Annotated in this window: 21 protein-coding genes; 6 read left to right on the top strand and 15 right to left on the bottom strand. The window is 31.1% G+C overall.

From position 1 onward, the window contains the following. Positions 1-327 precede the first annotated feature (327 nt). Positions 328-837, bottom strand: coding sequence for a hypothetical protein (locus AC27L2_RS10065; protein ID WP_487211637.1), 510 nt, complete (start codon positions 835-837; stop codon positions 328-330). A gap of 93 nt (positions 838-930) precedes the next feature. Between AC27L2_RS10065 and AC27L2_RS10070 the strand changes: the two genes are divergently transcribed. Genes AC27L2_RS10070 through AC27L2_RS10080 form a run of 3 tightly spaced genes read left to right on the top strand, consistent with a single transcriptional unit; the run spans position 931 to position 4,640 of the window. Then, positions 931-1,854, top strand: coding sequence for a DUF362 domain-containing protein (locus tag AC27L2_RS10070; protein ID WP_487211638.1), 924 nt, complete (start codon positions 931-933; stop codon positions 1,852-1,854). A 1-nt stretch (position 1,855) separates the two neighbouring features. Then, positions 1,856-3,439, top strand: a complete 1,584-nt coding sequence (locus AC27L2_RS10075) for a 4Fe-4S dicluster domain-containing protein (protein WP_487211639.1) — start codon at positions 1,856-1,858, stop codon at positions 3,437-3,439. 52 nt (positions 3,440-3,491) lie between these two features. Then, positions 3,492-4,640 carry an iron-containing alcohol dehydrogenase gene (locus AC27L2_RS10080; RefSeq protein WP_487211640.1) on the top strand — a complete coding sequence of 383 codons (1,149 nt, stop codon included), beginning with the start codon at positions 3,492-3,494 and terminating at the stop codon, positions 4,638-4,640. Between the two features lie 398 nt (positions 4,641-5,038). On the opposite strand, the gene hemL is transcribed toward AC27L2_RS10080, so the two are convergent. Beyond that, positions 5,039-6,349: a glutamate-1-semialdehyde 2,1-aminomutase gene (gene hemL, locus AC27L2_RS10085; protein WP_487211641.1), complete on the bottom strand. Its 1,311-nt coding sequence runs from the start codon at positions 6,347-6,349 to the stop codon at positions 5,039-5,041. Positions 6,350-6,508: 159 nt separating this feature from the next. Here hemL and miaB point away from each other — a divergent pair, with 159 nt between their 5' ends. Further along, positions 6,509-7,816 (top strand): tRNA (N6-isopentenyl adenosine(37)-C2)-methylthiotransferase MiaB, encoded by a 1,308-nt coding sequence (gene miaB, locus AC27L2_RS10090; protein WP_487211642.1) that lies wholly within the window; start codon positions 6,509-6,511, stop codon positions 7,814-7,816. A gap of 12 nt (positions 7,817-7,828) precedes the next feature. Here miaB and AC27L2_RS10095 read toward each other — a convergent pair whose 3' ends face one another. Together AC27L2_RS10095 and bamJ are read right to left on the bottom strand one after the other, a co-directional pair. Beyond that, the gene (locus tag AC27L2_RS10095) at positions 7,829-8,815 is read right to left on the bottom strand and encodes a radical SAM protein (RefSeq protein WP_487211643.1); all 987 of its coding nucleotides are present in this window, start codon (positions 8,813-8,815) and stop codon (positions 7,829-7,831) included. A gap of 176 nt (positions 8,816-8,991) precedes the next feature. After that, on the bottom strand, positions 8,992-9,690 hold the full coding sequence (bamJ, locus tag AC27L2_RS10100) for a BamJ family beta-barrel-assembly machinery protein (RefSeq protein WP_487211644.1): 699 nt from the start codon (positions 9,688-9,690) through the stop codon (positions 8,992-8,994). Positions 9,691-9,845: 155 nt separating this feature from the next. On the opposite strand from bamJ, the gene AC27L2_RS10105 reads away from it, so the two are divergent. Continuing rightward, entirely contained in the window at positions 9,846-10,823 is a 978-nt protein-coding gene (locus AC27L2_RS10105; protein ID WP_487211645.1) for a DUF1028 domain-containing protein, read from the top strand. A 34-nt stretch (positions 10,824-10,857) separates the two neighbouring features. Continuing rightward, positions 10,858-11,364 (top strand): PaaI family thioesterase, encoded by a 507-nt coding sequence (locus AC27L2_RS10110; RefSeq protein WP_487211646.1) that lies wholly within the window; start codon positions 10,858-10,860, stop codon positions 11,362-11,364. Between the two features lie 151 nt (positions 11,365-11,515). On the opposite strand, the gene AC27L2_RS10115 is transcribed toward AC27L2_RS10110, so the two are convergent. The 11 genes from AC27L2_RS10115 to hemN all read right to left on the bottom strand — a co-directional run bounded on the left by AC27L2_RS10115 (position 11,516) and on the right by hemN (position 25,395). Continuing rightward, on the bottom strand, positions 11,516-12,778 hold the full coding sequence (locus AC27L2_RS10115) for an MFS transporter (protein WP_487211647.1): 1,263 nt from the start codon (positions 12,776-12,778) through the stop codon (positions 11,516-11,518). A 603-nt stretch (positions 12,779-13,381) separates the two neighbouring features. After that, on the bottom strand, positions 13,382-14,365 hold the full coding sequence (gene hemB / locus AC27L2_RS10120) for a porphobilinogen synthase (RefSeq protein WP_487211648.1): 984 nt from the start codon (positions 14,363-14,365) through the stop codon (positions 13,382-13,384). A gap of 135 nt (positions 14,366-14,500) precedes the next feature. Next, positions 14,501-15,256: a 6-phosphogluconolactonase gene (gene pgl / locus AC27L2_RS10125; RefSeq protein WP_487211649.1), complete on the bottom strand. Its 756-nt coding sequence runs from the start codon at positions 15,254-15,256 to the stop codon at positions 14,501-14,503. After that, complete coding sequence (gene zwf / locus AC27L2_RS10130) at positions 15,253-16,767, bottom strand: glucose-6-phosphate dehydrogenase (RefSeq protein ID WP_487211650.1); 1,515 nt, start codon at positions 16,765-16,767, stop codon at positions 15,253-15,255. Before zwf ends, pgl begins: the two co-directional genes overlap by 4 nt. A 353-nt stretch (positions 16,768-17,120) precedes the next feature. Further along, positions 17,121-18,485, bottom strand: coding sequence for a protoporphyrinogen oxidase (gene hemG, locus AC27L2_RS10135; RefSeq protein WP_487211651.1), 1,365 nt, complete (start codon positions 18,483-18,485; stop codon positions 17,121-17,123). Between the two features lie 315 nt (positions 18,486-18,800). Next, positions 18,801-19,085: a GIY-YIG nuclease family protein gene (locus AC27L2_RS10140; protein WP_487211652.1), complete on the bottom strand. Its 285-nt coding sequence runs from the start codon at positions 19,083-19,085 to the stop codon at positions 18,801-18,803. 365 nt (positions 19,086-19,450) lie between these two features. Continuing rightward, on the bottom strand, positions 19,451-21,553 hold the full coding sequence (locus tag AC27L2_RS10145) for a M3 family metallopeptidase (RefSeq protein ID WP_487211653.1): 2,103 nt from the start codon (positions 21,551-21,553) through the stop codon (positions 19,451-19,453). A 425-nt stretch (positions 21,554-21,978) separates the two neighbouring features. After that, positions 21,979-22,977, bottom strand: a complete 999-nt coding sequence (gene hemH / locus AC27L2_RS10150) for a ferrochelatase (protein ID WP_487211654.1) — start codon at positions 22,975-22,977, stop codon at positions 21,979-21,981. A 1-nt stretch (position 22,978) separates the two neighbouring features. Then, a complete protein-coding gene (locus tag AC27L2_RS10155) occupies positions 22,979-23,632 on the bottom strand; it encodes a nucleotidyl transferase AbiEii/AbiGii toxin family protein (RefSeq protein WP_487211655.1) in 654 nt (217 codons plus the stop codon). After that, on the bottom strand, positions 23,623-23,886 hold the full coding sequence (locus AC27L2_RS10160; RefSeq protein ID WP_487211656.1) for a DUF6922 domain-containing protein: 264 nt from the start codon (positions 23,884-23,886) through the stop codon (positions 23,623-23,625). Before AC27L2_RS10160 ends, AC27L2_RS10155 begins: the two co-directional genes overlap by 10 nt. Positions 23,887-24,018: 132 nt before the next feature. Next, positions 24,019-25,395, bottom strand: a complete 1,377-nt coding sequence (gene hemN, locus AC27L2_RS10165) for an oxygen-independent coproporphyrinogen III oxidase (RefSeq protein WP_487211657.1) — start codon at positions 25,393-25,395, stop codon at positions 24,019-24,021. Between the last annotated feature and the right edge of the window lie 13 nt (positions 25,396-25,408).

Consider the following 25,408-nt stretch of genomic DNA (forward strand, 5'->3'; position numbering starts at 1 on the left):
TCTCTATAAATGTTATTGCAAAACACTCTTAATTTATTTTTCATTTCTCGCAAAGCCGCAAAGTTTTTCTTTGCGAACTTTGTGGTTTCAATATTTTTTTGAACACAGATTTATTAGATTTTCTCTGTTTTTAGATTCTTTAATCAACATAAAAATTTTCATGTCGTTCTGAGTCCGCCAAAGGCGGACGAAGAACCTCTAAAATTCTTTGTGAACTTTGTGTGCTTTGCGGTTTCATTATAAATTAAACCACAGAGAACTCAAAGTTATTCGATGTTTTGACTTTCAGCATGCACTAATTTGAAAAATTGATTAATTAGATAAACCTTAATTCTTCTCCTTTCTCATTACAATAAATGCATAAAATGAAAGTGCAACAGCAATTAAAACTTGTAAATAAATTGGTGTCGATACAATCTCACCAGTCATCAATCCCAGGGAAACCAATAAAAATTTTATTGCATAATAATAAAACTTGCTCAATACAATACTCAAGAACATTGCAATAAAACTATTATTAAATTTTTGTGATAATAAAAAGAAAAGATATACATTCAACATTAACTCGGTAGATATCAAAACTGCTTTAGGAAATGATGGATGACTTGAAATAATCAAAGAAAAGAATGGCAAAACAAATGAAAGAATAAATGCATTTTTCTTTGAAGTATGAAACAAAGAAATCAACAACATAATTCTCATAGGTTCTAATAAATAAAATGGAATACTAAATAAATGTGACAAAGCAGGTGTCAATGTAATCACAGATAATGCAATCAAATCGAAGATAATGCTTTTTATTCTGGTTTGGTTTAATAAAATTGTATTGGTATTCATTTTAGTGCCCTTAATTATTTTGTAAATCTTGAATACAATATAATATATATCTATCTTTTAATGAAAAAATTTATACAAACGGAGAATAAAAAAATGAAACGCAGAGATTTTATTCGAAAAAGCATTCAGGCAGGAACTATATTAAGTGCTTCATTAACATTCCCTGGATTTATTAATAATTTTGTTTCAAAAGAAAATAATTCATCTTTGCCATATGACCTTGTTGCAATAAAAGGTGGCGAACCCGATAAGATGTTTGACGAAGGGATTAAATCTCTTGGCGGCATAAAAACATTTGTTAAGAAAAATCAAACTGTATTAATTAAGCCAAATATTGGCTGGGATGTTGTGCCTGAACGTGCAGGAAACACAAATCCAAAACTTGTTGCAAGAGTAATTGAACATTGCTACAATGCTGGTGCAAAAAAAGTTTATGTATTTGATCACACCTGTGATGATTGGAGAAGATGTTATTCAAACAGCGGAATAGAAAAAGCAGTTAAGGATGCTGGAGGAGAAATTGTGCCTGCAAACAGTGAAAGTTATTATCAAAATGTTGAAGTCAAAAAAGGGAAGAAACTCAAAAAAGATAAAGTGCACGAACTTCTGCTTGAGTGCGATGTGTTTATCAACATTCCAATATTAAAACATCATGGTTCAACAAGATTAACAATTACAATGAAAAATCTTATGGGCGTTGTTTGGGACAGAGGCTACTGGCACAGAACAGATTTACATCAATGTATTGCAGATTTCAGCACATTCAGAAAACCCGATTTGAACATTGTTGATGCTTACTATGTATTAAAAAGCAATGGACCACGAGGAGTATCGATGGCAGATGTGGTTGTCATGAAATCACAAATAATTTCTACTGATATGGTTGCAGCAGATTCCGCAGCTGCTAAATTATTTGGCTTAGATCCAAATGATATTCCATATATAAGTTTAGCCTATGAATTAGGTGTAGGCAACAAAAATCTTGATTCACTAAAAATTAACAGAATAATTCTTTGAAATGAATACATCATCGCTTAGAAAAATCCGGATAATTCTTTCGATTTTATTTTTCATTCCAACAACAATCATACTTGTTGATTTTACTGAACAAATTCCTGCATCAATTACAAAATATGTTCTTTATTTCCAATTCGTTCCTTCTTTGTTAAAATCACTTGCTGTGTTCACAGTTTTTTCAAGTGGTTTTATACTAATATTTTTATTAACAATTTTCTTCGGAAGAATTTATTGCTCTACAATTTGTCCTCTTGGTTTTCTTCAAGATATAATTAACTACATCGCAAAAAAAATCAAAAGAAGGAAAAGAAGATTTGAATTCTTAAAAGAGCAAAAAATCTTGAGATGGTCTTTTCTTGCCTTATGTGTTATTTTATTTTTATCTGGTATTGCTCTTGGAATAAATTTGCTTGACCCTTACAGCATTTATGGAAGAATAGCAGGAAATATTTTTAGACCAATACTAATCGGCATCAACAATTTTTTAGCCAACATTTTAACTAACATCAAAATTTATTCACTCTATCCTTATGAAATAAAGACATTCAACTTGATTCCATTCATCATTACAATTTCATTTTTCATTTTTGTTGGTTATTTGGCATACAAAAAAGGAAGATTATACTGCAATACTGTTTGTCCAGTAGGAACATTGCTCGGGTTTATATCAAAATTTTCTTTCTTTAAAATTATTATTAAAGATGAAGAATGTTTAAGCTGTGGATTATGCGAGCGCGACTGTAAAGCAAACTGCATCGATAGTGAATCAAAAATTGTGGACATGTCGAGATGTGTAGCATGTTTTGACTGCATTTCATTATGCCCAACTCAAGGAATAACATTTGGATTCAAAGTTACAAAAAAAGAGAAAATAGAAGTTGAAGAAGTTGAAGTAGTGAATGAATCAAAAAGAAAATTTCTAATTTCAGCAGGAATATATTTAACATCTTTATCATCAATCTTCTCTCAAGTAAAAAAACAAATTGTTGTAACAAAGCCAAGCACAGTTCCCATATTCAGAAAAAATGCTGTATCACCTCCAGGTTCAATCAGCATAAAGAGATTTAATTCAATTTGCACTGCATGTCATTTGTGTGTAAGTTCATGTCCAACTCAGGTACTTCAACCTTCTTTTCTTGAATACGGATTTACCGGAATGCTTCAGCCAAGATTAAACAACAATGCAGGTTTTTGTAATTTTGACTGCAATATTTGCAGTCAAGTTTGTCCAACAGGAGCAATTCTTCCTATAGAAATTGAAAAGAAAAAATTAACACAAATTGGGAAAGCAAAATTTGTAAAAGAAAATTGCATTGTTTACACACAAAAGACCGATTGCGGTGCATGTTCAGAACACTGCCCAACGAAAGCAGTTCACATGATTCCCTTTGAAAAAAATTTGGTTATCCCTGAAGTTCGAGAAGAATATTGCATCGGCTGCGGTGCATGTGAATATGCATGTCCAGTAAAACCATACAAAGCAATTTATGTTGAGGGAAATGTTTATCATCAAACAGCAAAAAAGAATCTTGAAATAGAAAAGCCGCAGGAAAAAATTAATTATAAAGAAGAGTTTCCTTTCTAATTTTTATTTTTGCCGATTGAATTTAATCTTTTAATTAAAAGTGAGGTTTATTATGAATAACTTTATATATCACAATCCAGTTAAAATTGTTTTTGGAAAAGGGACAATCAAAGAATTATCTTCTCTTATTCCCAAAGATTCAAAAATATTAATGACTTATGGAGGAGGTTCAATCAAAAAAAATGGAGTTTATCAGCAGGTAAAAGAAGCTCTAAAAGATTTTAATTTACTTGAGTTTGGAGGAATTGAACCAAATCCCAAGTATGAAACATTGATGAAAGCAGTTGAAATCTGCAAGACTTCTAAAATAGATTTCTTATTAAGTGTAGGTGGGGGTTCTGTTCTAGATGGAACAAAATTTATTGCAGTTGCATCATTGTATGAAGATAGAGACCCATGGGATATTTTATCAAAAGGAGCTGAACCAAAAAAAGCAATTCCACTTGGAAGTGTACTAACTTTGCCAGCTACAGGTTCAGAGATGAATATGTTTGCTGTGATATCTCGGGAATCGACACAGGAAAAACTTGCCTTTGGTAATCCTCTTGTTTATCCTAAATTTTCAATTTTAGACCCTGAAACAACATTCACTCTATCTGAATGGCAAACAGCTAATGGCATTGTTGATACTTTTGTTCATATAACAGAACAATATTTGACTTATCCTGTTAATGCAGCAGTTCAGGATAAATTTGCTGAAGCATTATTAAAAATATTGATTGAAGAAGGACCTAAGGCACTAAAGAATCCAAAAGATTATGATGTCCGAGCAAATTTAATGTGGACAGCTACACAAGCATTGAATGGTAATATCGGATGTGGTGTGCCTCAAGACTGGGCGACTCATTCAATTGGTCATGAATTAACTGCATTTTATGGACTTGACCATGCAAGAACTCTTGCTATTGTTTTGCCAGGTGTATTGAAGCATCAAAAGAAAAATAAGGAAGAAAAATTAAAACAGTATGCAAAGAATGTTTGGAATTATGAAGGAGATGATGCTGCTGATAAAGCAATTGAGATGACAGAAGAATTCTTCCGTTCACTTGGAATGAAAACAAAGCTTAAAGAAAATGGAATTGGAACAGAAAAATTTGAAGAGATTGCAAAGAGATTCGAAGATAGAAACCAAAAACTTGGTGAACATGAAAATATTGGTAAAAAAGAAGTGATTGAAATTTTACAACTCTGTTTAGAATAATTTTTCTTTGTTATAAGTTGATAGATATAATTTATTGATGCAATATTCTCTCTATTAGTCGTCTTCATTCTTAGCGTTCCCTGCGGTATCACAATTAATCTAACCGCAGAGAACGCAAAGAATTTTATAAGAAATGTAAATTGAATAATTTGTCATTTTGAATTTCAAGCAAAGCTACCAAGCCGCAAAGTTTTTATTTGCATCTCTTATTCTTTGTGTTTTAGCGAGAAATTATTTTTATGATTCTTCTGTCGCTCCGCATAAGGCGGAGTTCCTTCAAAATAATAATTCAAATTAAATGTCATTTAGAATAAGCCATAGGCGGACGAAAAATCTCTATAAAAAATCATAAGAAATTCATTGCAAGCCACAATGAATTTTATTGAAACTAAGCAATCTCAATTTTCTTCTACAATTTTTTTCAATGCTTCAAAATTTGCTTGAATTGTTTTATCCAAATCTTCTTTTGAATGAGCAGTAGAAACAAACATCGCTTCGAATTGTGCCGGGGGCAAATAAATTCCTCGATTTAACATTTCATGAAAATATTTTCCATAAAGTTTGGTATCAGATTTTACTGCTGATTTATAATCCACTACAGGTTCCTCAGTAAAAAATAATGTCATCATCGAACCAATTCTATTTAACTGAAAGTTCTTGCCAGATGATTTAATTGCATCTTTAATTCCATTTTCAAGATAAGCTGAATTTTTTTCGAGTTGTTCATAAATCTCAGGATGCTTGCTGATATAAGTTAATGCTGCATAACCAGCACTCATTGCAATTGGGTTACCACTTAATGTTCCTGCTTGATAAATTGGTCCGCTTGGAGATATCATTTCCATAATTTCTTTTTTACCTCCATAAGCACCTACAGGCAACCCTCCGCCAATAATTTTCCCAAATGTTGTCATATCAGGTTTTACACCATAAATTTCCTGTGCCCCACCTATTGAAAGTCGAAATCCTGTCATCACTTCATCAAAAATCAAAACAATTTTTTCTTCGCTGCAAATTTCTCTTAGTTCTTTTAAAAAATTTTCTTTTGGCAAAACAGTTCCCATGTTACCTGCAACTGGCTCAACAATAACAGCTGCAATTTGATTTCCATTTGCAGTTTTATTTTCATGAATCAATTTTTTAACAGAATCAATGTTATTATATTCTGCTATTAAAGTATCAGCTGCATTTCCTTTTGTTACACCTGGAGAAGTTGGAACACCAAATGTTAATGCTCCACTTCCTGCTTTGATTAAAAAGAAATCTCCATGCCCGTGATAGCAGCCTTCAAATTTTATAATCTTATCTTTACCTGTAAATCCTCTTGCAGCTCGAATTGCACTCATAGTAGCTTCGGTTCCGCTGTTTACCATTCTAACCATTTCAACAGATGGAACAAGTTCAGTAATTAACTTTGCAATTTTAACTTCAAGTTCTGTTGGTGCACCAAAGCTTGTTCCATTTTCAAGTGCATTTAAGATTGCCTGTTTTATAAAATTCGGATTATGACCAAAAAGATGTGGTCCCCAGCTTCCAATGTAGTCGATAAACTCATTGCCGTCTACATCAAACATTTTTGAGCCAATTCCTTTTGAAATAAACAATGGGGTTCCGCCAACAGATTTAAATGCTCTTACAGGAGAATTAACCCCGCCTGGTATATATTTTTTTGCTTCTTCAAATAATTTTTCACTAAGATTTATATTCATCTCAACTCCATTTTTATTAAAAATAAGTATTAAAAAATATTAAAATAAATTAAGAATTGTTTGAGGTTATTAATATCAAGCCATTTTGTCTTGTTAATCTTTATCAATCTTTTTAGCTTTGTAACCCAAATTTGAAAGTTATTATTTGAAAGGATAGGAATGAACAAAAACCATGTTTACATAGAGACTTATGGCTGCCAGATGAACCTTGCAGATTCTGAATTAATCATGGGAATTTTAAAAAAGCAGGGTTATGAAATTACAAAAGAACTTGAAGATGCCAATGTAATTCTTTTAAATACATGCAGCGTAAGAGAAAATGCAGAAGAAAAAATATTTCATCGATTAGACCACTTAAAAAATGTTAAGAAAAAAAATCCTTCTGCTGTAATTGGTGTGCTTGGCTGCATGGCAGAAAGATTAAGAAAAAGTTTAATCGAAGAAAAGAAAATTGTTGATGTTGTTGTTGGTCCTGATGAATATAGAAGATTACCCGAATACATTGAATATGCATTTGGAGGGGAAAAAGGAATCGGAGTAAAACTTTCAAGAACAGAAACTTATGAAGATATAGAACCATACCGCGAAGATGGAATAAGTGCATGGATTGCTGTTATGAGAGGCTGCGATAAATTTTGTTCTTTCTGTGTTGTTCCTTTTACAAGAGGAAGAGAAAGAAGCCGCTCATTAAATTCAATTGTTGAAGAAATTAAAAAATTATCTTCACGAGGTTTTAAGGAAGTTACTTTACTTGGACAAAATGTTAATTCTTATAAAGATGGAAATTATGATTTTGCAGATTTGCTTGCTGCCTGTGCATCTGTTGATAAAAATATGAGAATAAGATTTACAACTTCTCACCCGCAGGATTTATCAGATAAACTCTTATATACAATTGCAGAACATGATAACATTTGCAATTACATTCATCTTCCAGTACAATCTGGTTCGAATAGAATTCTTGAGCTGATGAACCGCACTTATACAATTGAGCATTATCTTAATTTAATTGACAAAGCAAGAAAAATAATTCCGGGTGTCAGCTTCTCAACAGATATTATTGCAGGATTTCCAACAGAAACCGAAGAAGACCACAGAATGACTTTAGATGTTATGAAACATGTAAGATATGATGGAGCTTATATGTTCAAATATTCACCTCGAGAAGGAACAAAAGCTTACAACATGAAAGATGATGTTCCAGAAGAAATAAAGTTGAGAAGATTAAATGAAATTATTGAACTCCAGCAAAAAATATCTTACGAAATAAATCAACAGCTTATTAACAAAGAAGAAGTAATTCTTGTTGAAGGATTCAGCAAAAAGTCAGAAGAATTTTTATCTGGAAGAACAGACACCAACAAAGTGGTTGTAATACCAAAAAATGAGAATATAAAAATTGGTGATTACGTTCGAGTAAAAATTAATCGAGCTACTTCAGCTACACTTTTTGGAGAAGCTATTTAGAAAAATTCATTTCTAATTATTGAAAGGATTATCACGACTTTCCCAGAAATTTGGTCTGTAATGTTCATAACTGTCCATCTCCTGAATCCATCCGTTATGAAGTCCATATTTATCCATTAACTCAAGAGTTCTTTCATATTCAGATTCTCTGATTGTTCTGCTCAATAAAATTTCTTTATGGGCTTTATTTGTAGGATAATATTGTGACATCAAAGAGATATGAACATTTGGACTTAATTCTTCTGAAATAAATTTGAATACTTTTTCTGATTCTGCCAATCCATTTGGCAGAACAAGATGACGAATTATCAAGCCTCTTACAACTACATTGCCTTCATAAACAAGTTCATCACCTACTTGTCTATACATTTCTTTAATTGCAGCTTTTGTTTTTTCAAAGTAATCATCCACATAAGAATATTTTCGGGCATATTCGTCATTCCCATATTTGAAATCAGGCAGGTAAATATCAATTACACCATCATAAAGCTTGAGTATTTCTACTGAATCATATCCATTTGTATTATAAATAATTGGAAGATTTAAACCATGTTCAGCTGCAATGTAAATTGATTTTAAAATTGTAGCAGAAAAATGAGTTGGAGAAACAAGACCAATGTTATGACATCCCATCTGCTGAAGTCTTAACATTATATCTGCCAAATGTTCATGAGTTACTTCATGTTTTCTTTCATTTTTCCAATTTTGACTTATTTCAAAATTTTGGCAGTAAACACATCTTAAATTACAATTACCAAAGAAAATATTTCCTGCACCACGTGTACCTGATAATACTGGTTCTTCTCCAAAATGAGGTGTGTAAGATGAAACAATTGGAAGATAGCCGCTCATGCAAAAGCCATATTCATTTTCAAAACGATTTACCTCACAATTTCTTGGACAGCTTTTACATGATTTTAAAATATTTAGGGCTTCTTCTGCACGAAGTTTAAGTTCACCGCTTTCAAGCAATTTTTTATATGAAGGAATAAATTTCATTTCAATTGAATTATAGTTTCGCACTATAAATTTATAATATCATAAAATATTTTGTCAATGCACAAAATGAATAGGAATTAATTTGAAGAATTCAATTTAAGAGGTAAGATTATTTGTTTCGCAAAGCAAATATGAGCAAGAGAAAGAAAAAATCTTCCTCCTGCTCTTGAAAAAACTTAATTAACTATATCAAGTAATTCTACTTCAAAAATTAAAAGTGAATTTGGTTCAATTGTGTTGCCTGCGCCATTTTCACCATAAGCCAATTCTGGTGGAATGTATAAAATCCATTTATCGCCTACATGCATTAATTGAAGAGCTTCAGTCCATCCTTTAATAACCTGATTAAGAGGAAATTCAGCCGGCTCCCCTCTTTTATAAGAATTGTCAAATTCTCTTCCATCAAGAAATTTACCAATGTAATGAACTTTAACCACACTTGTATCTTTTGGCTGAGGACCATTTCCTTTAACAAGAACTTTATATTGAAGACCGCTTGGCAAAGTTACAACACCTTCTTTGTTTTTATTTTCCGTAAGAAATGCTTCTGCTTCTTTTTTATTTTTTTCTTTAACTGCATTCATCTGAGCATTTCTTTTTGCAATTAATTTTTGATTAAATGCAATCATAACTCTTTGAATATCATCATCAGTCAACAAAGAGCTTCCTTTAATTTGGTCCTGCATACCCTGATACAAAATATCAAAGTTGATATGAAGGTCTGCATCTTTCAAATTTTTTCCAATATTCTGCCCAATGCTGTAACTAATTGAATCGTCTTGAGTTTTTAATTGTGGTTTTGATTCTTTCTTATTTTGTGCAAATAATAATGAAAATGAAAGAACAAACATTAAAAATAAATTTGTATGCTTCATTTTTACTCCAGTATGAATTTTATTTTGTTAATTAAGTCAATCTGTTTTCAAATGACAGACAAAAATAAATGCAAATGTTAATCAATAGCAAATTTTATGTTTTATCATTGAGGATAAAATTTTATTTTAGATGAAACATTATGAAGGAAGAAGTCATGAGAAAAGTAATTTTATTATTTCTGCTGATTCTATTTTCAAAAAATTATTCGCAAACATTTTTTTCAGAAAATCCATTAACACATACTTATTCGATAGTTGCTTATGATTCAATCACAGGAGAAATTGGAGTTGCAGTTCAATCGCACTGGTTTTCTGTTGGAACTGTGGTTTGTTGGGGCGAAGCTGGTGTAGGAGTAATAGCAACTCAATCATTTGTTAATGCATCTTTTGGTCCAAGAGGATTAGAACTTTTAAAGAAAGGAAAAACCCCTAAAGAAGTTGTAGATGAATTAATCCAGAGTGACGAAGGAAGAGATTATCGTCAACTCGCAGTACTTGATGCAAAAGGAAATGCTGCTGCTTTTACAGGAAAAAATTGTATTCAACCAGCTGGACATATAGTTGGGAAAGGATTTTCCGTTCAAGCAAATTTAATGTCTAACGATAAAGTTTGGCCCTCGATGGCAGAAGCATTTCAAAAATCAAAAGGTCCTCTGGCAGAAAGATTATTAATTGCACTTGAAGCAGCTGAACATGCTGGCGGAGATATACGCGGCAAACAATCTGCTGCATTACTTGTTTTTTCAGGTAAACCAACTGGGAAAGTCTGGGAAGATAAACTTGTTGATTTAAGAGTTGACGATAATCCAGAGCCATTAATTGAACTTAGAAGATTATTAAAAGTTCATCGTGCTTATGAACACATGAACAACGGTGATTTAGCAGTTGAAAAAAATGACATGGATAAAGCAATGAAAGAATATTCAGCTGCAATGGAAATGTTTCCAGATAATCTTGAAATGAAATATTGGACTGCAGTTACTTTAGCAAACAATGGAAGATTAAAAGATGCTCTGCCTTTATTTAAAGAAATCTTTTCTAAGGATAACAATTGGAAAATTTTAACACCTCGCTTAATACCAAATGGCTTATTGAAAGTAAGCAAAGAAGAACTTGAAGAAATTATGAAATAAAAACTATTCATTACAGTTATTTTCGGAGATCATCATGATACACAAAATTGTAGGAAAGCAGCACAATTCAAAACTCTGTTTTGTGTGTGGACTAAAAAACAAATTTGGAATTAAAGCTCATTTTTATGTAACAGAAAACAAAGAATTAATAGCATTATTTACACCTCTTGAAGAACATCAAAGTTATCCTGGAAGAATGCATGGTGGAATTGCTTCTGCAATTTTAGATGAAACAATTGGAAGAGCAATATTAAATCATCATGAAGAAGAAATATGGGGAGTTACAATTGAATTAAATGTAAAATTCAAGAAACCAATTCCATTAAATGAAGAACTAAAAGTTATTGGAAGAATTACATCAGAAAACAATCGATTTTTTGAAGGGACAGGCGAAATAATTTTACCAAATGGTGATGTAGCTGTTACAGCTTCAGGAAGATATCTTAAAGTTCCCCTTGAGAAGATAACAGAATTTGATAAAGAAGAAAACGAATGGAGAATAGTTGAATTAGAAAATGACCCGAAAGAAATTGAGATATGAAGTGAATGATTAACGTTTGTCTATAAGTTTTCAGTTAACTGAAACTGATGCAGCTGGGATATTTTATTTGAAGTTAATTTTATATAGTGATTTCGAAAGCAATGTAGTTGATTATTATCCTTTTAACTAGTTCTCTAGTAATCTTCTTTTTTTATTCGACCTTTGATAATATAGTATAATTAAAAAGAATTGAACCAAATAGTAATAACAAAATTAATCCATTAATAAAAATTGCCATCGGCGAACCGAAATGTTCGGCAAGAGTTCCAATTAATAATGAGCCTACTGGCATTAATGCAAAAAAGCTGAAGCTGTAAACTCCCATTACTCTTCCGCGGTATTCCTCTGTAACCAATGTTTGTGTCAATCCGTTTGAAAGATTATTTATTGCTATAAATGCTGCTCCAATTAGAATAAGTAAAAATGCAGAAATAAAAAAAGTACGATTGAATGAAAATAAAATCATTAATGCAGGAAGAGAAATCATACCAAAGCTAAGAACTTTGCCTCTTACAATGTATCTGCTGAAAGAAGCTATGATTAAAGAACAAATAACAGCACCAATTCCTCTAAATGTTTGAAGTAATCCATTGGTAGCAGCATTGCCATGTAAAATTTTAACAGCCCATGCAGGAAACAATGTAATTAAACTGAGTCCAAACATACTTGTAAAAGAAACAATCAACATTATGATTAAAATAAACTTTTGTGTTTTTAGATATTTAATCCCATCATAAAGATCTTTGAATGCAGATTTCTTTTCACTCTTTTTGATAACCGAATTAAATTTCATTCTTAACAAATTATAAATAACAGCAATAAAAGAAATTCCATTAATTGTAAAACACCATGCAGGACCAAGAACTGCATAAGTTACCCCAGCTACAGCAGGACCAATTGCAGCTGCACTATGAAACATTGTTGAGTTCAATGCTATTGCATTAATTAAATCTTCTTTATCGACTAATTCATTTACAAATGCCTGTCGTGCTGGTGCATCAAATGCATTTGCAACTCCAAGCAGAAAAGCCAAAAGAATTATGTGCCAAGGTTGAACAATTTTTTCAAAAGTTAAGAATGCAAGTGTAAATGCAAAAAGCATCATAACGGTTTGTGTTACAACTAAAATATTTCTTCTTGGAAATCTATCTGCAATTACACCGCCATAAAGCATAAATAGCCATGTTGGGATTCCATTAGCAAATCCGACATATCCAAGAAAAGCAGGTGAGTGAGTCAATTCATAAATAAAGAAAGCTTGTGCTGTCGACTGCATCCATGAGCCGAACAAAGAAATTATTTGTCCGCCAAACCATAATTTATAGTTGGGATATTTAAGAGCAGCAAATGTATTTTTTATGCTGAATCTTGTTCTTAATTCTGGAAGTATTTTTTCTTCTTTCTGTAAAGGCATTGAATAAATTATATGATAAAATTTATCTATTACACTTTTTTTGAGAATTTTGTTATAGTTACATTGAAACTGTCAAAAAAATAGAAAAGCAAAGTCATTGCAAGTCTCGACTTTCGTGACGAAGTAATTTTCATATTTTTTTATTTCTCGCCAAGTTGCAAAGCAGTAAATTTTCTTTGCGTCTTTAATTCCTTGCGTCTTTGCATGAAATTATATTTTAGATTCTTCATGGATAACAATCCATTAGTTTTACTCTACGCAAAGTCGAATATCTTTCCTGTCATTCTGAGTCTGCCAAGGGCGGACGAAGAATCTCTTCTAAAGTTTGTTTAGTTATTTCTGACATCCTTGAATTTTTCATCCTGAATTTAATCAATCATAAAAACTTATATCCACTCTAAGTTTCCTTGAAAAATCTTTTTCGATTTTTACTTTCACCATACAAAGATAACAAGTATTCGCAAAGATTTAGCTTCTACGATTTCTTTTATATTCTTTGCGAACACTGCGGTTTGGCTATATTAAAATTTCTTAGTTCATAAAAGAATTCGAAAGCCTAACAATTACTATTTAATTAATCCATCAATAATTGAATAAAAATAATTATTTATTTCTATCTAAAATCTTTACTACATCTTTTGCAAAGTAAGTTAATATCATATCAGCACCTGCACGTTTAATTGCAATTAATGATTCCATCATTACACGTTCTTCATCAATCCAGCCTAATTTTGATGCAGCTTTAATCATTGCATATTCACCGCTGACTTGATAAGCTGCTGTAGGCATTCCAAATTTTTCCTTCACACGCCAGATAATATCGAGATAAGCACCAGCAGGTTTAACCATAATAATATCTGCACCTTCTTCGATATCAGTTTCAGCTTCTCTTAAAGCTTCGAGTGCATTTGCAATATCCATTTGATGAGAACGTCTATCGCCAAATGCAGGAGCAGATTCTGCGGCATCTCTGAATGGTCCATAAAATCCAGAAGCATATTTTACTGCATAACTTAAAATTGGTATTTCGATAAATCCATTTTCATCAAGAATTTTTCGAATTGCTGCTACTCTTCCATCCATCATGTCTGATGGAGCAACAATATCGGCACCAGCTTGAGCATGAGTTAATGCTTCTTTAGCAAGCAATTCAACAGTTTCGTCATTCAAAATTTTTTCGCCATTTAAAATTCCACAATGTCCATGAGAAGTATATTCACACATGCAAACATCTGTAATAACAAGCAAATTTTTTACTTCTTTCTTAATTGCTCTTACTGCACGCTGAATAATTCCATCTGGATTATATGCTTCGGAACCCATTTCATCTTTATGTTCAGGAATTCCAAATAAAATTACTGCAGGAATTCCAAGCTGTTCAACTTCTTTACATTCTTCTACAAGAACATCAATTGACATTTGATATACATTAGGCATTGAACGAACTTCATTTTTTACTTTTGTTCCGGGAACAACAAATAAAGGATAAATTAAATCATCTTTGCTTAGTTGAGTCTCACGCACCATATTGCGGACGATAGGATTATATCTCAATCTTCTTAATCGTTTAGTAGGATAAGTTGCCATATAAACTCCCACGTTAAATTTAGCTTTATTAAATTTCTTCTGTATTTAACTTATAAATAAATTGCAAACCAAATTTAATGTTTTTATAACAAAATTATTTCTTTTTATAATAGAGATTCCAAATCACCATTATGGCTAAGAGATGATAATGCAATTAGTTTTATCTATTAGCTTTGCAGCATCTTTATCAATCAACCAGACTAAATTTTTTGAGATTGGATTTACAAAATATGCGGGATAATTTTTTGCTGTTTCTTTCTCATTTATGATTTCATAAATCTTTTGTGCTTTGTTTTCACCTGTTACAAGAAATACTACTTTATCTGCATTATTAATAATTTTTCCCGTAATTGAAATTCTTTTTTGTTTTGCAACTGGATGAATTGCTGTTACACAAAAATTATCTGAATGAAAAAGCTCCAATTGATCCGGGAAAATAGATGCTGTATGCCCGTCTTCTCCAAGTCCAAGAACTACCAAATCAAATGAAGGAATGCCACTTATATTTTTCAATTCTTTTTGTAAAAGTTCTGAATATCTTTTTGATTCTTTCTCTGGTTCTGATTCCCCTTTAATCCTAAAAATATTTTCTGTGGGAATATCAATATGTTTGATAAGATGTTCATAAGTCATTCGATAATTGCTTTCTTCGTTGTCTGGGGGCACACATCTTTCATCACCCCAGAATAATTTAATTTTTCTCCAATCAATTTTATCTGAATAATTTTTTGAAATACTATCAAATAAATTTTTGGGAGTTGAGCCCCCTGAAAGAGCTATTGTAAAAAAATTATTTGATTGTAATCTTTCTAATTTTTGATTTATAAATTCAACTGCCTTTAGTGCAGCATCATTAATTTCATTAAAGACAATAATTTTATCTCTTCTCATAATTCACAATATAAATTACTGTTGGTTAAATTTCTGCATGGGAACCGCCACGATATTTTTCCATCTTCAATCAGTTTATCAGCTTCAATTGGGCCCCAAGTACCTGCTGGATAACCATATAAAGGTATATCAGGATTATTTTTCCATGCTTCGAGAATTGGCGTAAGAAATTTCCATGAAGCAATTACTTCTTCTGTTCTGGCAAAAAGTGTATTATCACCATTAATTGTATCATACAAAAGTCTTTCGTATGCCTCTGGAATTCTTTGATGTGCAAGTTCTGAATATTTAAAATCGAGGTCAATATTTTGAACATTAAAACCCTGCCCAGGAGTTTTCATTCCTATTTCAAGCAGCATTCCTTCATCTGGTTGAATTCTTAGAATTAATTTGTTGCATGCTTCCTGAATATTATTTCTCGAGAAAAGAAAATGAGGAGTTGGTTTAAAATGCACCACAACTTCTGTTACACGAGTTGGCAATCTTTTCCCTGTGCGAATATAAAATGGAACATCGCCCCATCTCCAATTATCAATATAAAATTTCATTGCTGCATAAGTCTCGGTTCTTGATTCTGGATTTATATTATTTTCTTCTCTGTATCCTTTAACTTTTTCATTGTTAATTATTGAAGAGGTATATTGACCTCTCACAGCTATCATTGGAACATCTTCGATTTTAATTGGCCGCAATGAATGGAATACTTTCAATATTTCATTTCTAATAAAAAGCGGTTCGAGAGAAGAAGGCGGTTCCATTGCAATCAAACCAACAATCTGCAAAAGATGATTTTGAATCATATCTCTTAATGCACCAATATTATCATAATAACCGCCACGATTTTCTACTCCAATATTTTCTGCTGCAGTTATTTCAATATGATGAATATAATTTCGATTCCACAAAGGCTCAAATATTCCATTTGAAAATCTTGTAACAAGTAAATTTTGAACAGTCTCTTTTCCAAGATAATGGTCAATTCGAAAAATTTGTTCTTCTTTCCAATCTTTTAATAATAAGTCTTTAAGTTGCAGTGCAGATTCTAAATCATATCCAAATGGTTTTTCAATTATAAGTCTTTTCCAGCCGTCATCTTCTTTATTTAATCCTGCTTTAGAAAGATTCAAAGGAATTTTATCATATAAATTTGGCGGAGTTGATAAATAAAAAATTGTATTGCCACTTATACCAAATGAATTTCTAAATTCACTTAATTTATTTTTTAGCAAGATGTAAGAAGAATAATCATCATATTGAACCTGAATATAGAATAAGAACTTAATGAATTCTTCTATTTTAGATTTGTTTTGATTATTCCCAAACTTTTTGATTGATTCAATCATAATGTCTCTGAATTCATCATCAGAAAGGGATGTTCTGGCTGCACCAAGAATTATAAATTTATCTGATAGTAAATTTTGTTCGAATAAAGAATAAAGTGCAGGAATTAATTTTCTTTTTGCCAAATCTCCTGATGCCCCGAATATTACAAATATATGATTGTTGTTCATAAGTTTTCCTTTCAATGTTTATCAAAATCGAAACTATATGATGCGGTTCTGTAAAAAAAGTAACAAGAAATTGAGTCTGCCTAATTTTGATTAAATAAACATAAAATTATTTACAACAGTTAAGTAATTAATTTTAAGATATACTTCTGACACCACTGCCTAATTCTGAATTCTTGAGATATTGCAAAATTTCAATAAGTCATACTGAATGAAGCGAAGCGAAATTGAGCCAAAGGCTCATCAGTCTTTGGCTGAGAAGAATCTCATAATAAGTAAATTTTATAACATTATAATTCGTTCAATATGGCATAATTTACTTTGCAACAGCCTGTGATTCTGATGCTTGTTTTTCTTCATAATATCAAATTTTGAATTATCAATTCAGAATTTTTTATACAATCTCCTACAGAAATTCCACCACGATAATTACCGCTTAAAATTAAACCTGGATTTTCTTTTTCAAATTTGTCAAAATAATTTTCGTGTTCTATGTAACCAATATTGTATTGAGGAATTGCTTTCTCCCACAGTTTCTCTTTAACCAAAATTGGGTCTCCTTTTATTTTCATAATATCCTTGAATTCATAAAGCACAATTTCAATTAATTTTTCTTTTTCGATGTCAAATAAATGAGGAGAACGAGCGCCGCCTATAAACAAAGTAAATGCTGCTTTATCATCTTCGCATCTATTTGGAAAAATTGTTGAACTCCAAATTGCACCAAGAAAATGTTTTTGTTCTTTTGATGGAATTAAAAATCCAAATCCATCTAATAGTCTTCCAACTGCTTCTTTTTTAAAACCAAGATACAAAACCATAACAGGTGGATAATAGATTTCATTCAGATGCCTGGACAATTCAGAATCAATTTCATCAAAAATCTTAGAGGCAACGTAAGCAGGAGTAGTTGACAAAACAATATCAGAGTTAATTTTAATTTGTTCTCCATTCATTTCATAAATTATTTCCCAGTTACCAGAAGTTTTTTTTACTTTTTTCACAACACAATTGTAAAGAATATTGTCTTCTAATTTTTTTGCAATTGCTTTTGGAAATGACTGCATTCCATTAATGAAAGAAAACATCTTAGCACTTTGTTTGGATTGTTCTGCTCTTTGTTTTCTTTCTTTTGCCCCTTTAATCATTCCTTTGATTAATCCACCATAAACCTCTTCCAATCGATATAATTTTGGGAATGCAGATTTCACGCTGAGTTTATTTGGATCGCCCGCAAAAACACCACTAACAAATGGGTCAATTGCATAATCTAAAAATTCCTGTCCCAATCTTCTTCTTACAAATTCTGCAACACTTTGATAATAACCATCTTCAGATTTTCCGATAAATGGTTCAGCCATTAATCTTAATTTTGCTTTTGCAGAAAATAATTTTGATTTTATGAAAAGAGGCGGATTCATCGGAAGTGGATGCAGTTCATTATTTCTTAAGATATATCTTTTGTTTGATGATTCATTAGCATAAACAAATTCATTTGAGATTCCGACTTCATCAACAAGTTGATTAATTAATGGAGTTGTTTCGAGTCCACTGTTTGGTCCATAATCAATTAAAAAATTATTTACAAATTCAGATTGCATTGAGCCGCCCGGTTCACTTCGTGATTCAAGAATTATAATTTCATACCCTTTTTTGTAAAGCCAGTATGCAGTTGAAAGTCCAGAAATTCCAGCGCCGAGTATGACAACTTTTTTGTTCATTGTATCAATCCGTTATTTAGTTTTAAGTATTCTATTCAAATATTATAAAAACAATTTCTCAACAGAAAGCATGATAAATAATTTCCAATCTATAATCTATTTTAGATTCTTCGTCCGCCTTTGGCGGACTCAGAATGACACAACGTTTTCTTTTTTTACTCTAATAGTATTAATTCTTTTCTGTCATTCTGAAGGAACCCCGCTTTTGCCGGGGTGACTGAAGAATCTCTCAATCACTTATTTCAAAGAAATTTTTACTTCTTTCAAATTCATTATTCGTCTTTTAATGTTATTATCTATTTACAGACAAAGAATCTAAAACCAATCTTTACTCAAATCTTCCCATTTAGGATTCATTTTCTCTATCAGCTCAATCTTTTTTTTCCTTATCCAACCTTTTATTTGTTTCTCTCTTGATATTGCATCTTTAATTTCTTTAAACTCTTCATAGTAAACTAATTTTGTTATGTTATACTTACTTGTAAATCCTGGAATTAATTTATTCTTATGTTCGAATACTCTTCTAATCAAATTATTCGTTACCCCAGTATAAAGTGTTCGACTTTTATTTGTCATGATGTATACGTAATATAATTCCATGTCTATTAAGATGACACTTTATTATTCCTTTCTTTCTCTAAAATGCATAATTATAAGTAAACTAAAAACATTTTTATATTTTCAAAGAGAGATTCTTCGTCCGCCTTTGGCGGACTCAGAATGACACAACATTTTCTTTTTTTACTCTGATAGTATTAATTCTTTTCTGTCATTCTGAAGGAACCCCGCTTTTGCCGGGGTGCCTGAAGAATCTAATTTCTACTTCATCATTTTTTCGTGATTCTTCGCTTCGCTCAGAATGACACAAAAATCACATTAATGTCATTTTGTAGCAATCCGCCAAACGCAAACACAGAATGACTTTAATATTTTTATTATCATCGAAAAGCTTTGATCACTTCCTTTTAATTCAATCCTCTTCGTTTCAATAATGCATCAACTTTTGGTTCACGACCTCTGAATTTTTTGTAAAGAATCATTGGGTCTTCTGTGCCGCCTTTTGCCAGCACAAAATTTCTAAATGCATTTGCAGTTTCTTTATCAAATAAATTTCCTTTTTCTTTAAATGCTTCGAATGCATCGGCATCAAGAACTGCAGCCCAGATATAGCTGTAATAGCCAGCAGAATAACCACCAACAATATGAGCAAAGTTTGTTGTTTGATAACGAGATTCTATTTCTGGAATTTTTCCAATTCTTTCAAAACATTTTTTTTCAAAAGCTGGAACATCTCTTTCTATTGTATCTTGAATTGTATGCCAGTCCATGTCAAGAAATGATGCTGCAAGATATTCAACTGTTTCGAAGCCCTGATTAAATAATTTTGATTTTTCAATTTTATCAATTAATTCTTGCGGAATTGTTTCACCTGTTTGATAATGTTTTGCATACATTTTTAACACTTCAGGTTCCAGAGCCCAGTTTTCCATAATCTGAGATGGCAGTTCAACAAAATCTCTTGGCACCCATTTAGAACCATGATAAATTGTATTAGAAAATAATGAATGAAGTGCATGACCTAATTCATGAAATAATGTATTTACTTCATCAATACTCATTAATGCGGGTTTATCAGTTGTTGGTTTTGAAAAGTTACCTACATTGTAAACAATTGGAGTAATAAATTTTCCTTTGATGTTTGATTGACTTCTAAAACTGCTTGACCATGCACCGCTTCTTTTTCCATCACGCGGAAAATAATCTGCATAAAAAATTCCAATATGTTTACCATCAGCTTCCTGAACCTCGAAAACTTTTACATCTGGGTGATAAACCTGAATATCATTTCTTTCAATAAATTTTATCCCATAAAGTTTTGATGCTACTTCGAAAGCCCCTTTCAAAACATTTTCCATTTTGAAATATGGACGAAGCATTTCTTCATCAAGAGAATATTTCTCTTGTTTTACTTTTTCTGCATAATACCACCAATCCCAAGGCTGAAGTTTAAAATTGCCTCCTTCTCTATCAATAATTTTTTGCATCTCTTCAACTTCCATTTTTGCTCTTTTAATTGCAGGCACCCAGAGTTCATTTAAGAATTTATAAACATTCTCTGGATTTTTTGCCATGTTTCTCTCAAGCACAAAATCTGCATGAGTTTTATAACCGAGCAAGTTTGCTTTCTTAACTCTCAATGAAATAATTCTTGAAATAATTTTTTTATTGTCATATTCATTATTGTTATTTCCTCGATTGATATATGCTTTGAACAATTTTTCTCTTAATTCTCTTTTTGGTGAATATTGAAGAAATGGAATCCAGCTTGGCTTTTGAAGAGTAAAAACCCATTTGCCTGGATAACCTTTCTCGTTTGCTAATTCAGAAGCATATTTTATAACATTTTCAGGCAGTCCAACCAAATCATCTTTGTTTTCAATAATAAGTGCAACTGCGTTTGTTTCTTTTAATAAATTTTCATTGAACTTAAGTGAAAGAACCGAGAGTTCCTGATTTATTCTTCTTAATTCTTCTTTTTGAGTATCAGATAAATTAGCTCCACTCCTTACAAAATCGATGTAATAAAATTCAAGCAATCTTTTTTGTTCATCAGTTAGATTCAATTTTTCTTTTTGTTCATATAATGATTTTATTCTTTGAAATAATTTTTCATTCAAATAAATATCATCTCGATGTTTTGAAAGCATAGGAGTTATTTTTCTTGCAATTGCTTGAAGCTCATCATTTGTATTTGCACCGTTCAAGCCATTAAATACACTTGTGACTTTATCAAGCAATTCACCACTTAATTCCAGAGCTTCAATTGTGTTTTCAAAAGTTGGCAACTCAGGATTATTAGCAATTTTATCAATTTCATTTTCTTCGTATTTAATTGCTTCTTCTATTGCAGGAAGAAAGTGTTCATTTTTAATTTCATTAAATGGAGGTGTTTGAAATGGTGTGTTCCAGCTTTTGAAAAATGGATTGTTCATAAGTTTACTCTCTTGTGATTTTAAAGATGAAATTGTTATTAATAAAAACAGGATAAATAATAATTTTGTTTTCATTGTTGTCACCAATAAATTTATTTTAAGAAAATATAGTCTTCGACTAATTCAAATATCAATATTTTATTTTAAATATTATTCCTTCATAAAATCCATCTAAAACAGAAATTGATTTTTGTCTAAAAAGTAACTTTTCAATTTTATAATCTGTGAAATCTGCGAGAATTATTTTAACCGCAGAGTGCGCCAAGAATGCACAAAGTTTTTAATCTCTGCGACTTCTTGGCGTTCTTAGCGGTTACTTTTAATTAAGATTCTTCGCTTCGCTCAGAATGACTGTTCTTTTTTTGATTGTCATTCTGAGTCCGCCAAAAAGGCGGACGAAGAATCTCTTGCTTAATAAGAACGCAGATAACTCAGATTTAAATCGATGTTCGCAGATTTTTAATCTGTATAAATCTGTGGTTAAACTTTCTATCAAAAATTTAATTGTTTTTAAATTCTTCGCTTTCCTCAGAATGTATATCTGATTTTAATTCATTAATCACAATATCTGAAAGTGCATCTATAAACAACTCTGAATCATTCAAGCCTTTCATAACAAAATAATTTTCAATGCCGGCATTTTCGGCTACATGTCTGTATTCAATATCTAATTCAAACAAAGTTTCAATGTGGTCTGAAACAAAACTAATCGGGATAATCAATAAATTTTTGTGTCCTTGTTCAGCAAGTTTTAAAATCATAACGTCGGTAGCTGGCTCAAGCCATTTCATTGGTCCAACTTTACTTTGGAAACAAAGGTGATATGAATGAGAATAATTTCTTGCTTTCATCACCGCTTCCATTGTTTCTTTAATCTGATGACTGTAAGGATCTCCATTTTTAACAAGACTAACAGGAGTTCCATGAGCACTAAAAACAAGATGAATTTTATCTCTTACATTTTCTGGAAATCTTAAAATTGTTTCATCAATTCTTTGATTAATGGCAGAAATATATTTTTCATTTAGATGATAATTATTAATAAAAACTAATTTATTCCTGTCCCCTCTGTAACATCTGTTCCATTCATTGAAAGATGAACCAGTAGTTGTAATTGAATAATGCGGATAAAGAGGAAGTAAAACTATTTTCGAATAATTTTCTTTTTCTATTTTCTCTGCAACTACTTTTGTTAGCGGATTCCAATATCGCATTGCTACGTGAACATCGAAAGATGGAATATAGTCTCGTAATTTTTTCTCAAGCATTGCTCGTTGAATTTCTGTCCATTCATTAATTGGTGATTTACCACCAATTAACTTATACTCTTCAACTACTTTTGGTGCTCTGAAATGCGATATCAATTTTGCAAATAATTTTTGTCCGATTGGAATTTTGAAAATATCAGGGTCTTGAAACAAATTATAAAGAAATGGTTCGACCGAATTTAAGGAATCAGGTCCTCCAAGATTAAAAAGAATAACAGCTATTTTATTCAATTTATTTCCCTTTCGTTTTAATGTAGTTAACAAGAAATTCTTCAGTGCATTTTTTAAGATAATTAAAAACTTGTCTGTGAGTTACTTTATTTCCTTTTATAAATTTTAATGGCATGATTTCAATGTCATCAAAGCTTACTAAGGATTTTAAATATATCTCAATATCAATTTCAGGATGTTTTTTTTGAGCTAATGAAATAATTTCTTCGAGTGGATATTTTTTCAGTATGAAATAAAGATCGACATAGTCGCGGTAAGCTGCTATTAAGAGAGAAATTAATTTCATTACACCAATTTCTCTTTCGTCAGCCAAATTAAAATATTTTGTTTCAATTAAAGGAAGATAATTTTGGTAAGAAAGACTAAAAAAAGAAAGTTTTATTTTGTCATTTATAAGAACTGTAATTGTGTCCTTTTCATTTTGTAGATAATTTATGACATTTGAATGAAAATTTTCATTAATAAATTTATGAATATTAATTTCATTAAACTCTTTATGGGTAAAGAAATCAAAATCATCGGATTTTCTGTGACCCATTAGTAAGGCTAAGCCGGTACCACCAGCAAGATAGAAATGCTTCTTGAATTCTTTCAGATTTTCTAAAATGTACTTACTCTTACTATCCAATATGTTATAAAATAAATCTATTTCCATAATTGATTAATCCTAATTACAAATTTCCAAAAGTTATAACTGTTCCTGCTCAATCTTATTTTTCCATGCTCTTTTAGAAAAGATTCAACTTCTTCTCTTTTGAAGTTATTAAATATCCAGTTAAAAGTATTAAATGAACCTAAGTTAAGTAATCGTTCCATAATAAATTTTTTATGCTTGCGCATGTCTAAGTCCTTAAACTTGCAGTCCCAAAAGTAAACCTTAAATTTATCTGGAATTCTTTTTCTTTTCATAATACTTTTAGTATGAGTTAGTACTAAAATTATTCAAAGTTGTTATGCTGAAAAAAATTCGGATTCGTCGCTTCGCTCCTCAGATAGACTATTAAAATATTTGCTAATTCTGCCATTTTGTTTTGATAATTATTAAACCGTTCTCGAATATTTTGCTTTATCAGCTTTTTGTTCTATGTACCAATCAAAATTCATTGCGATATTACGCACTAAAAGCCTGCCCATTGGAGTTACAATTAATTTTCTATTTTTAATTTCAACGAGACCATCTGTAATAAATTCAGTTAAGTTTTTTAAAGAACGTTTGAAATAATTTTCAAATTCAATTTTGAATTGATTTTCAACAGCAGCAAAGTCAAGTTCGAAATCACACATGATTCTTGTTATGACATGTCTTCTTAATAAATCATCATCGCTTAAATAAAATCCTCTTTCAGTCGGAATAATTTCATCATTTAATTTATCATAATATTCTTTTTCTTTTTTTACATTTTGAGCATAGCATCTTCCAATTTGACTTATGCTCGTAATTCCAAATCCATAAAGGTCGCATCCTGCATGAGTGCTGTAGCCCTGAAAATTTCTGTATAATTTTTTTTCACGAAGTGCAACTGCAAGTTCATCATTTGGTTTAGCAAAATGGTCCATTCCAATAAACACATAACCAGCATTAGTAAGTTTTTCAATAGTCATTTTTAATATCTGAAGTTTCTCTTCTGGCTTTGGCAAATCTTCCGGTTTAATTAATGCTTGATGTTTCTTAAGCCATGGAACATGAGCAAAATTAAATACAGCAATCCTATCTGGTGATATTTCAATAATCTTATCAATAGTTTCTGAAAAAGATTCAACTGTTTGGAAAGGAAGACCATAAATTAAATCAAGATTAATACTGTGAAAATTTAATTCACGAATCCAATCAATTACTTGTCTTGTCATGTCTTCCGGTTGAATTCTATTTACAGCTTTTTGGACCTTCTCATTAAAATCCTGAACTCCCATGCTAATTCTGTTGAATCCGCTATTTTGCAAAGCTTCAATATGTTCTTTTGTTAAGCCGCGCGGGTCTATTTCGCAGCCCTGTTCTGCATTTGTATCTATTTCAAAATTTTTATTGATGTACGATTTCAAATCCATTATTTCATCTGGATTTAAATGAGTTGGAGTGCCACCGCCCCAATGAAGCTGAACAACTTTTCTTCCTTCAATTATGTATGAACGAACTAAATCAATTTCATTCTTCAAATATCTAAGATACTCTTTGATTCTATCTCTGTTTCTTGTAACAATCATATTACAGCCGCAGAAGTAACAAAGAGTATCACAATAAGGAATATGAAAATAAAGTGATAAGTTCGGCGGGTTCTCTAAATTATTTGTTCTAATAATTTCATCAAGATATCTTTCTGAAGTAAACGATTCGTTAAACTGCGGAGCCGTTGGATAACTTGTATAACGCGGTCCTGGTTTATCATATTTCCTGATAAGATTTAAATCTATTTCAAACATAATTTCTCCTAAC

The sequence above is a fragment of the Rosettibacter sp. KY25 genome (genome assembly GCF_057554405.1).

Coding starts and splice junctions, on each gene's coding strand:
- pgl (WP_487211649.1), bottom strand. CDS start 15,256: ATGAGAAGAGATAAAATTATTGTCTTTAATGAAATTAATGATGCTGCA.
- hemN (WP_487211657.1), bottom strand. CDS start 25,395: ATGTTTGAAATAGATTTAAATCTTATCAGGAAATATGATAAACCAGGA.
- AC27L2_RS10075 (WP_487211639.1), top strand. CDS start 1,856: ATGAATACATCATCGCTTAGAAAAATCCGGATAATTCTTTCGATTTTA.
- hemG (WP_487211651.1), bottom strand. CDS start 18,485: ATGAACAAAAAAGTTGTCATACTCGGCGCTGGAATTTCTGGACTTTCA.
- hemL (WP_487211641.1), bottom strand. CDS start 6,349: ATGAATATAAATCTTAGTGAAAAATTATTTGAAGAAGCAAAAAAATAT.
- AC27L2_RS10080 (WP_487211640.1), top strand. CDS start 3,492: ATGAATAACTTTATATATCACAATCCAGTTAAAATTGTTTTTGGAAAA.
- AC27L2_RS10110 (WP_487211646.1), top strand. CDS start 10,858: ATGATACACAAAATTGTAGGAAAGCAGCACAATTCAAAACTCTGTTTT.
- hemB (WP_487211648.1), bottom strand. CDS start 14,365: ATGGCAACTTATCCTACTAAACGATTAAGAAGATTGAGATATAATCCT.
- zwf (WP_487211650.1), bottom strand. CDS start 16,767: ATGAACAACAATCATATATTTGTAATATTCGGGGCATCAGGAGATTTG.
- AC27L2_RS10105 (WP_487211645.1), top strand. CDS start 9,846: ATGAGAAAAGTAATTTTATTATTTCTGCTGATTCTATTTTCAAAAAAT.
- bamJ (WP_487211644.1), bottom strand. CDS start 9,690: ATGAAGCATACAAATTTATTTTTAATGTTTGTTCTTTCATTTTCATTA.
- AC27L2_RS10145 (WP_487211653.1), bottom strand. CDS start 21,553: ATGAAAACAAAATTATTATTTATCCTGTTTTTATTAATAACAATTTCA.
- miaB (WP_487211642.1), top strand. CDS start 6,509: ATGAACAAAAACCATGTTTACATAGAGACTTATGGCTGCCAGATGAAC.
- AC27L2_RS10115 (WP_487211647.1), bottom strand. CDS start 12,778: ATGCCTTTACAGAAAGAAGAAAAAATACTTCCAGAATTAAGAACAAGA.
- AC27L2_RS10155 (WP_487211655.1), bottom strand. CDS start 23,632: ATGGAAATAGATTTATTTTATAACATATTGGATAGTAAGAGTAAGTAC.
- AC27L2_RS10095 (WP_487211643.1), bottom strand. CDS start 8,815: ATGAAATTTATTCCTTCATATAAAAAATTGCTTGAAAGCGGTGAACTT.
- AC27L2_RS10065 (WP_487211637.1), bottom strand. CDS start 837: ATGAATACCAATACAATTTTATTAAACCAAACCAGAATAAAAAGCATT.
- AC27L2_RS10140 (WP_487211652.1), bottom strand. CDS start 19,085: ATGGAATTATATTACGTATACATCATGACAAATAAAAGTCGAACACTT.
- AC27L2_RS10160 (WP_487211656.1), bottom strand. CDS start 23,886: ATGAAAAGAAAAAGAATTCCAGATAAATTTAAGGTTTACTTTTGGGAC.
- AC27L2_RS10070 (WP_487211638.1), top strand. CDS start 931: ATGAAACGCAGAGATTTTATTCGAAAAAGCATTCAGGCAGGAACTATA.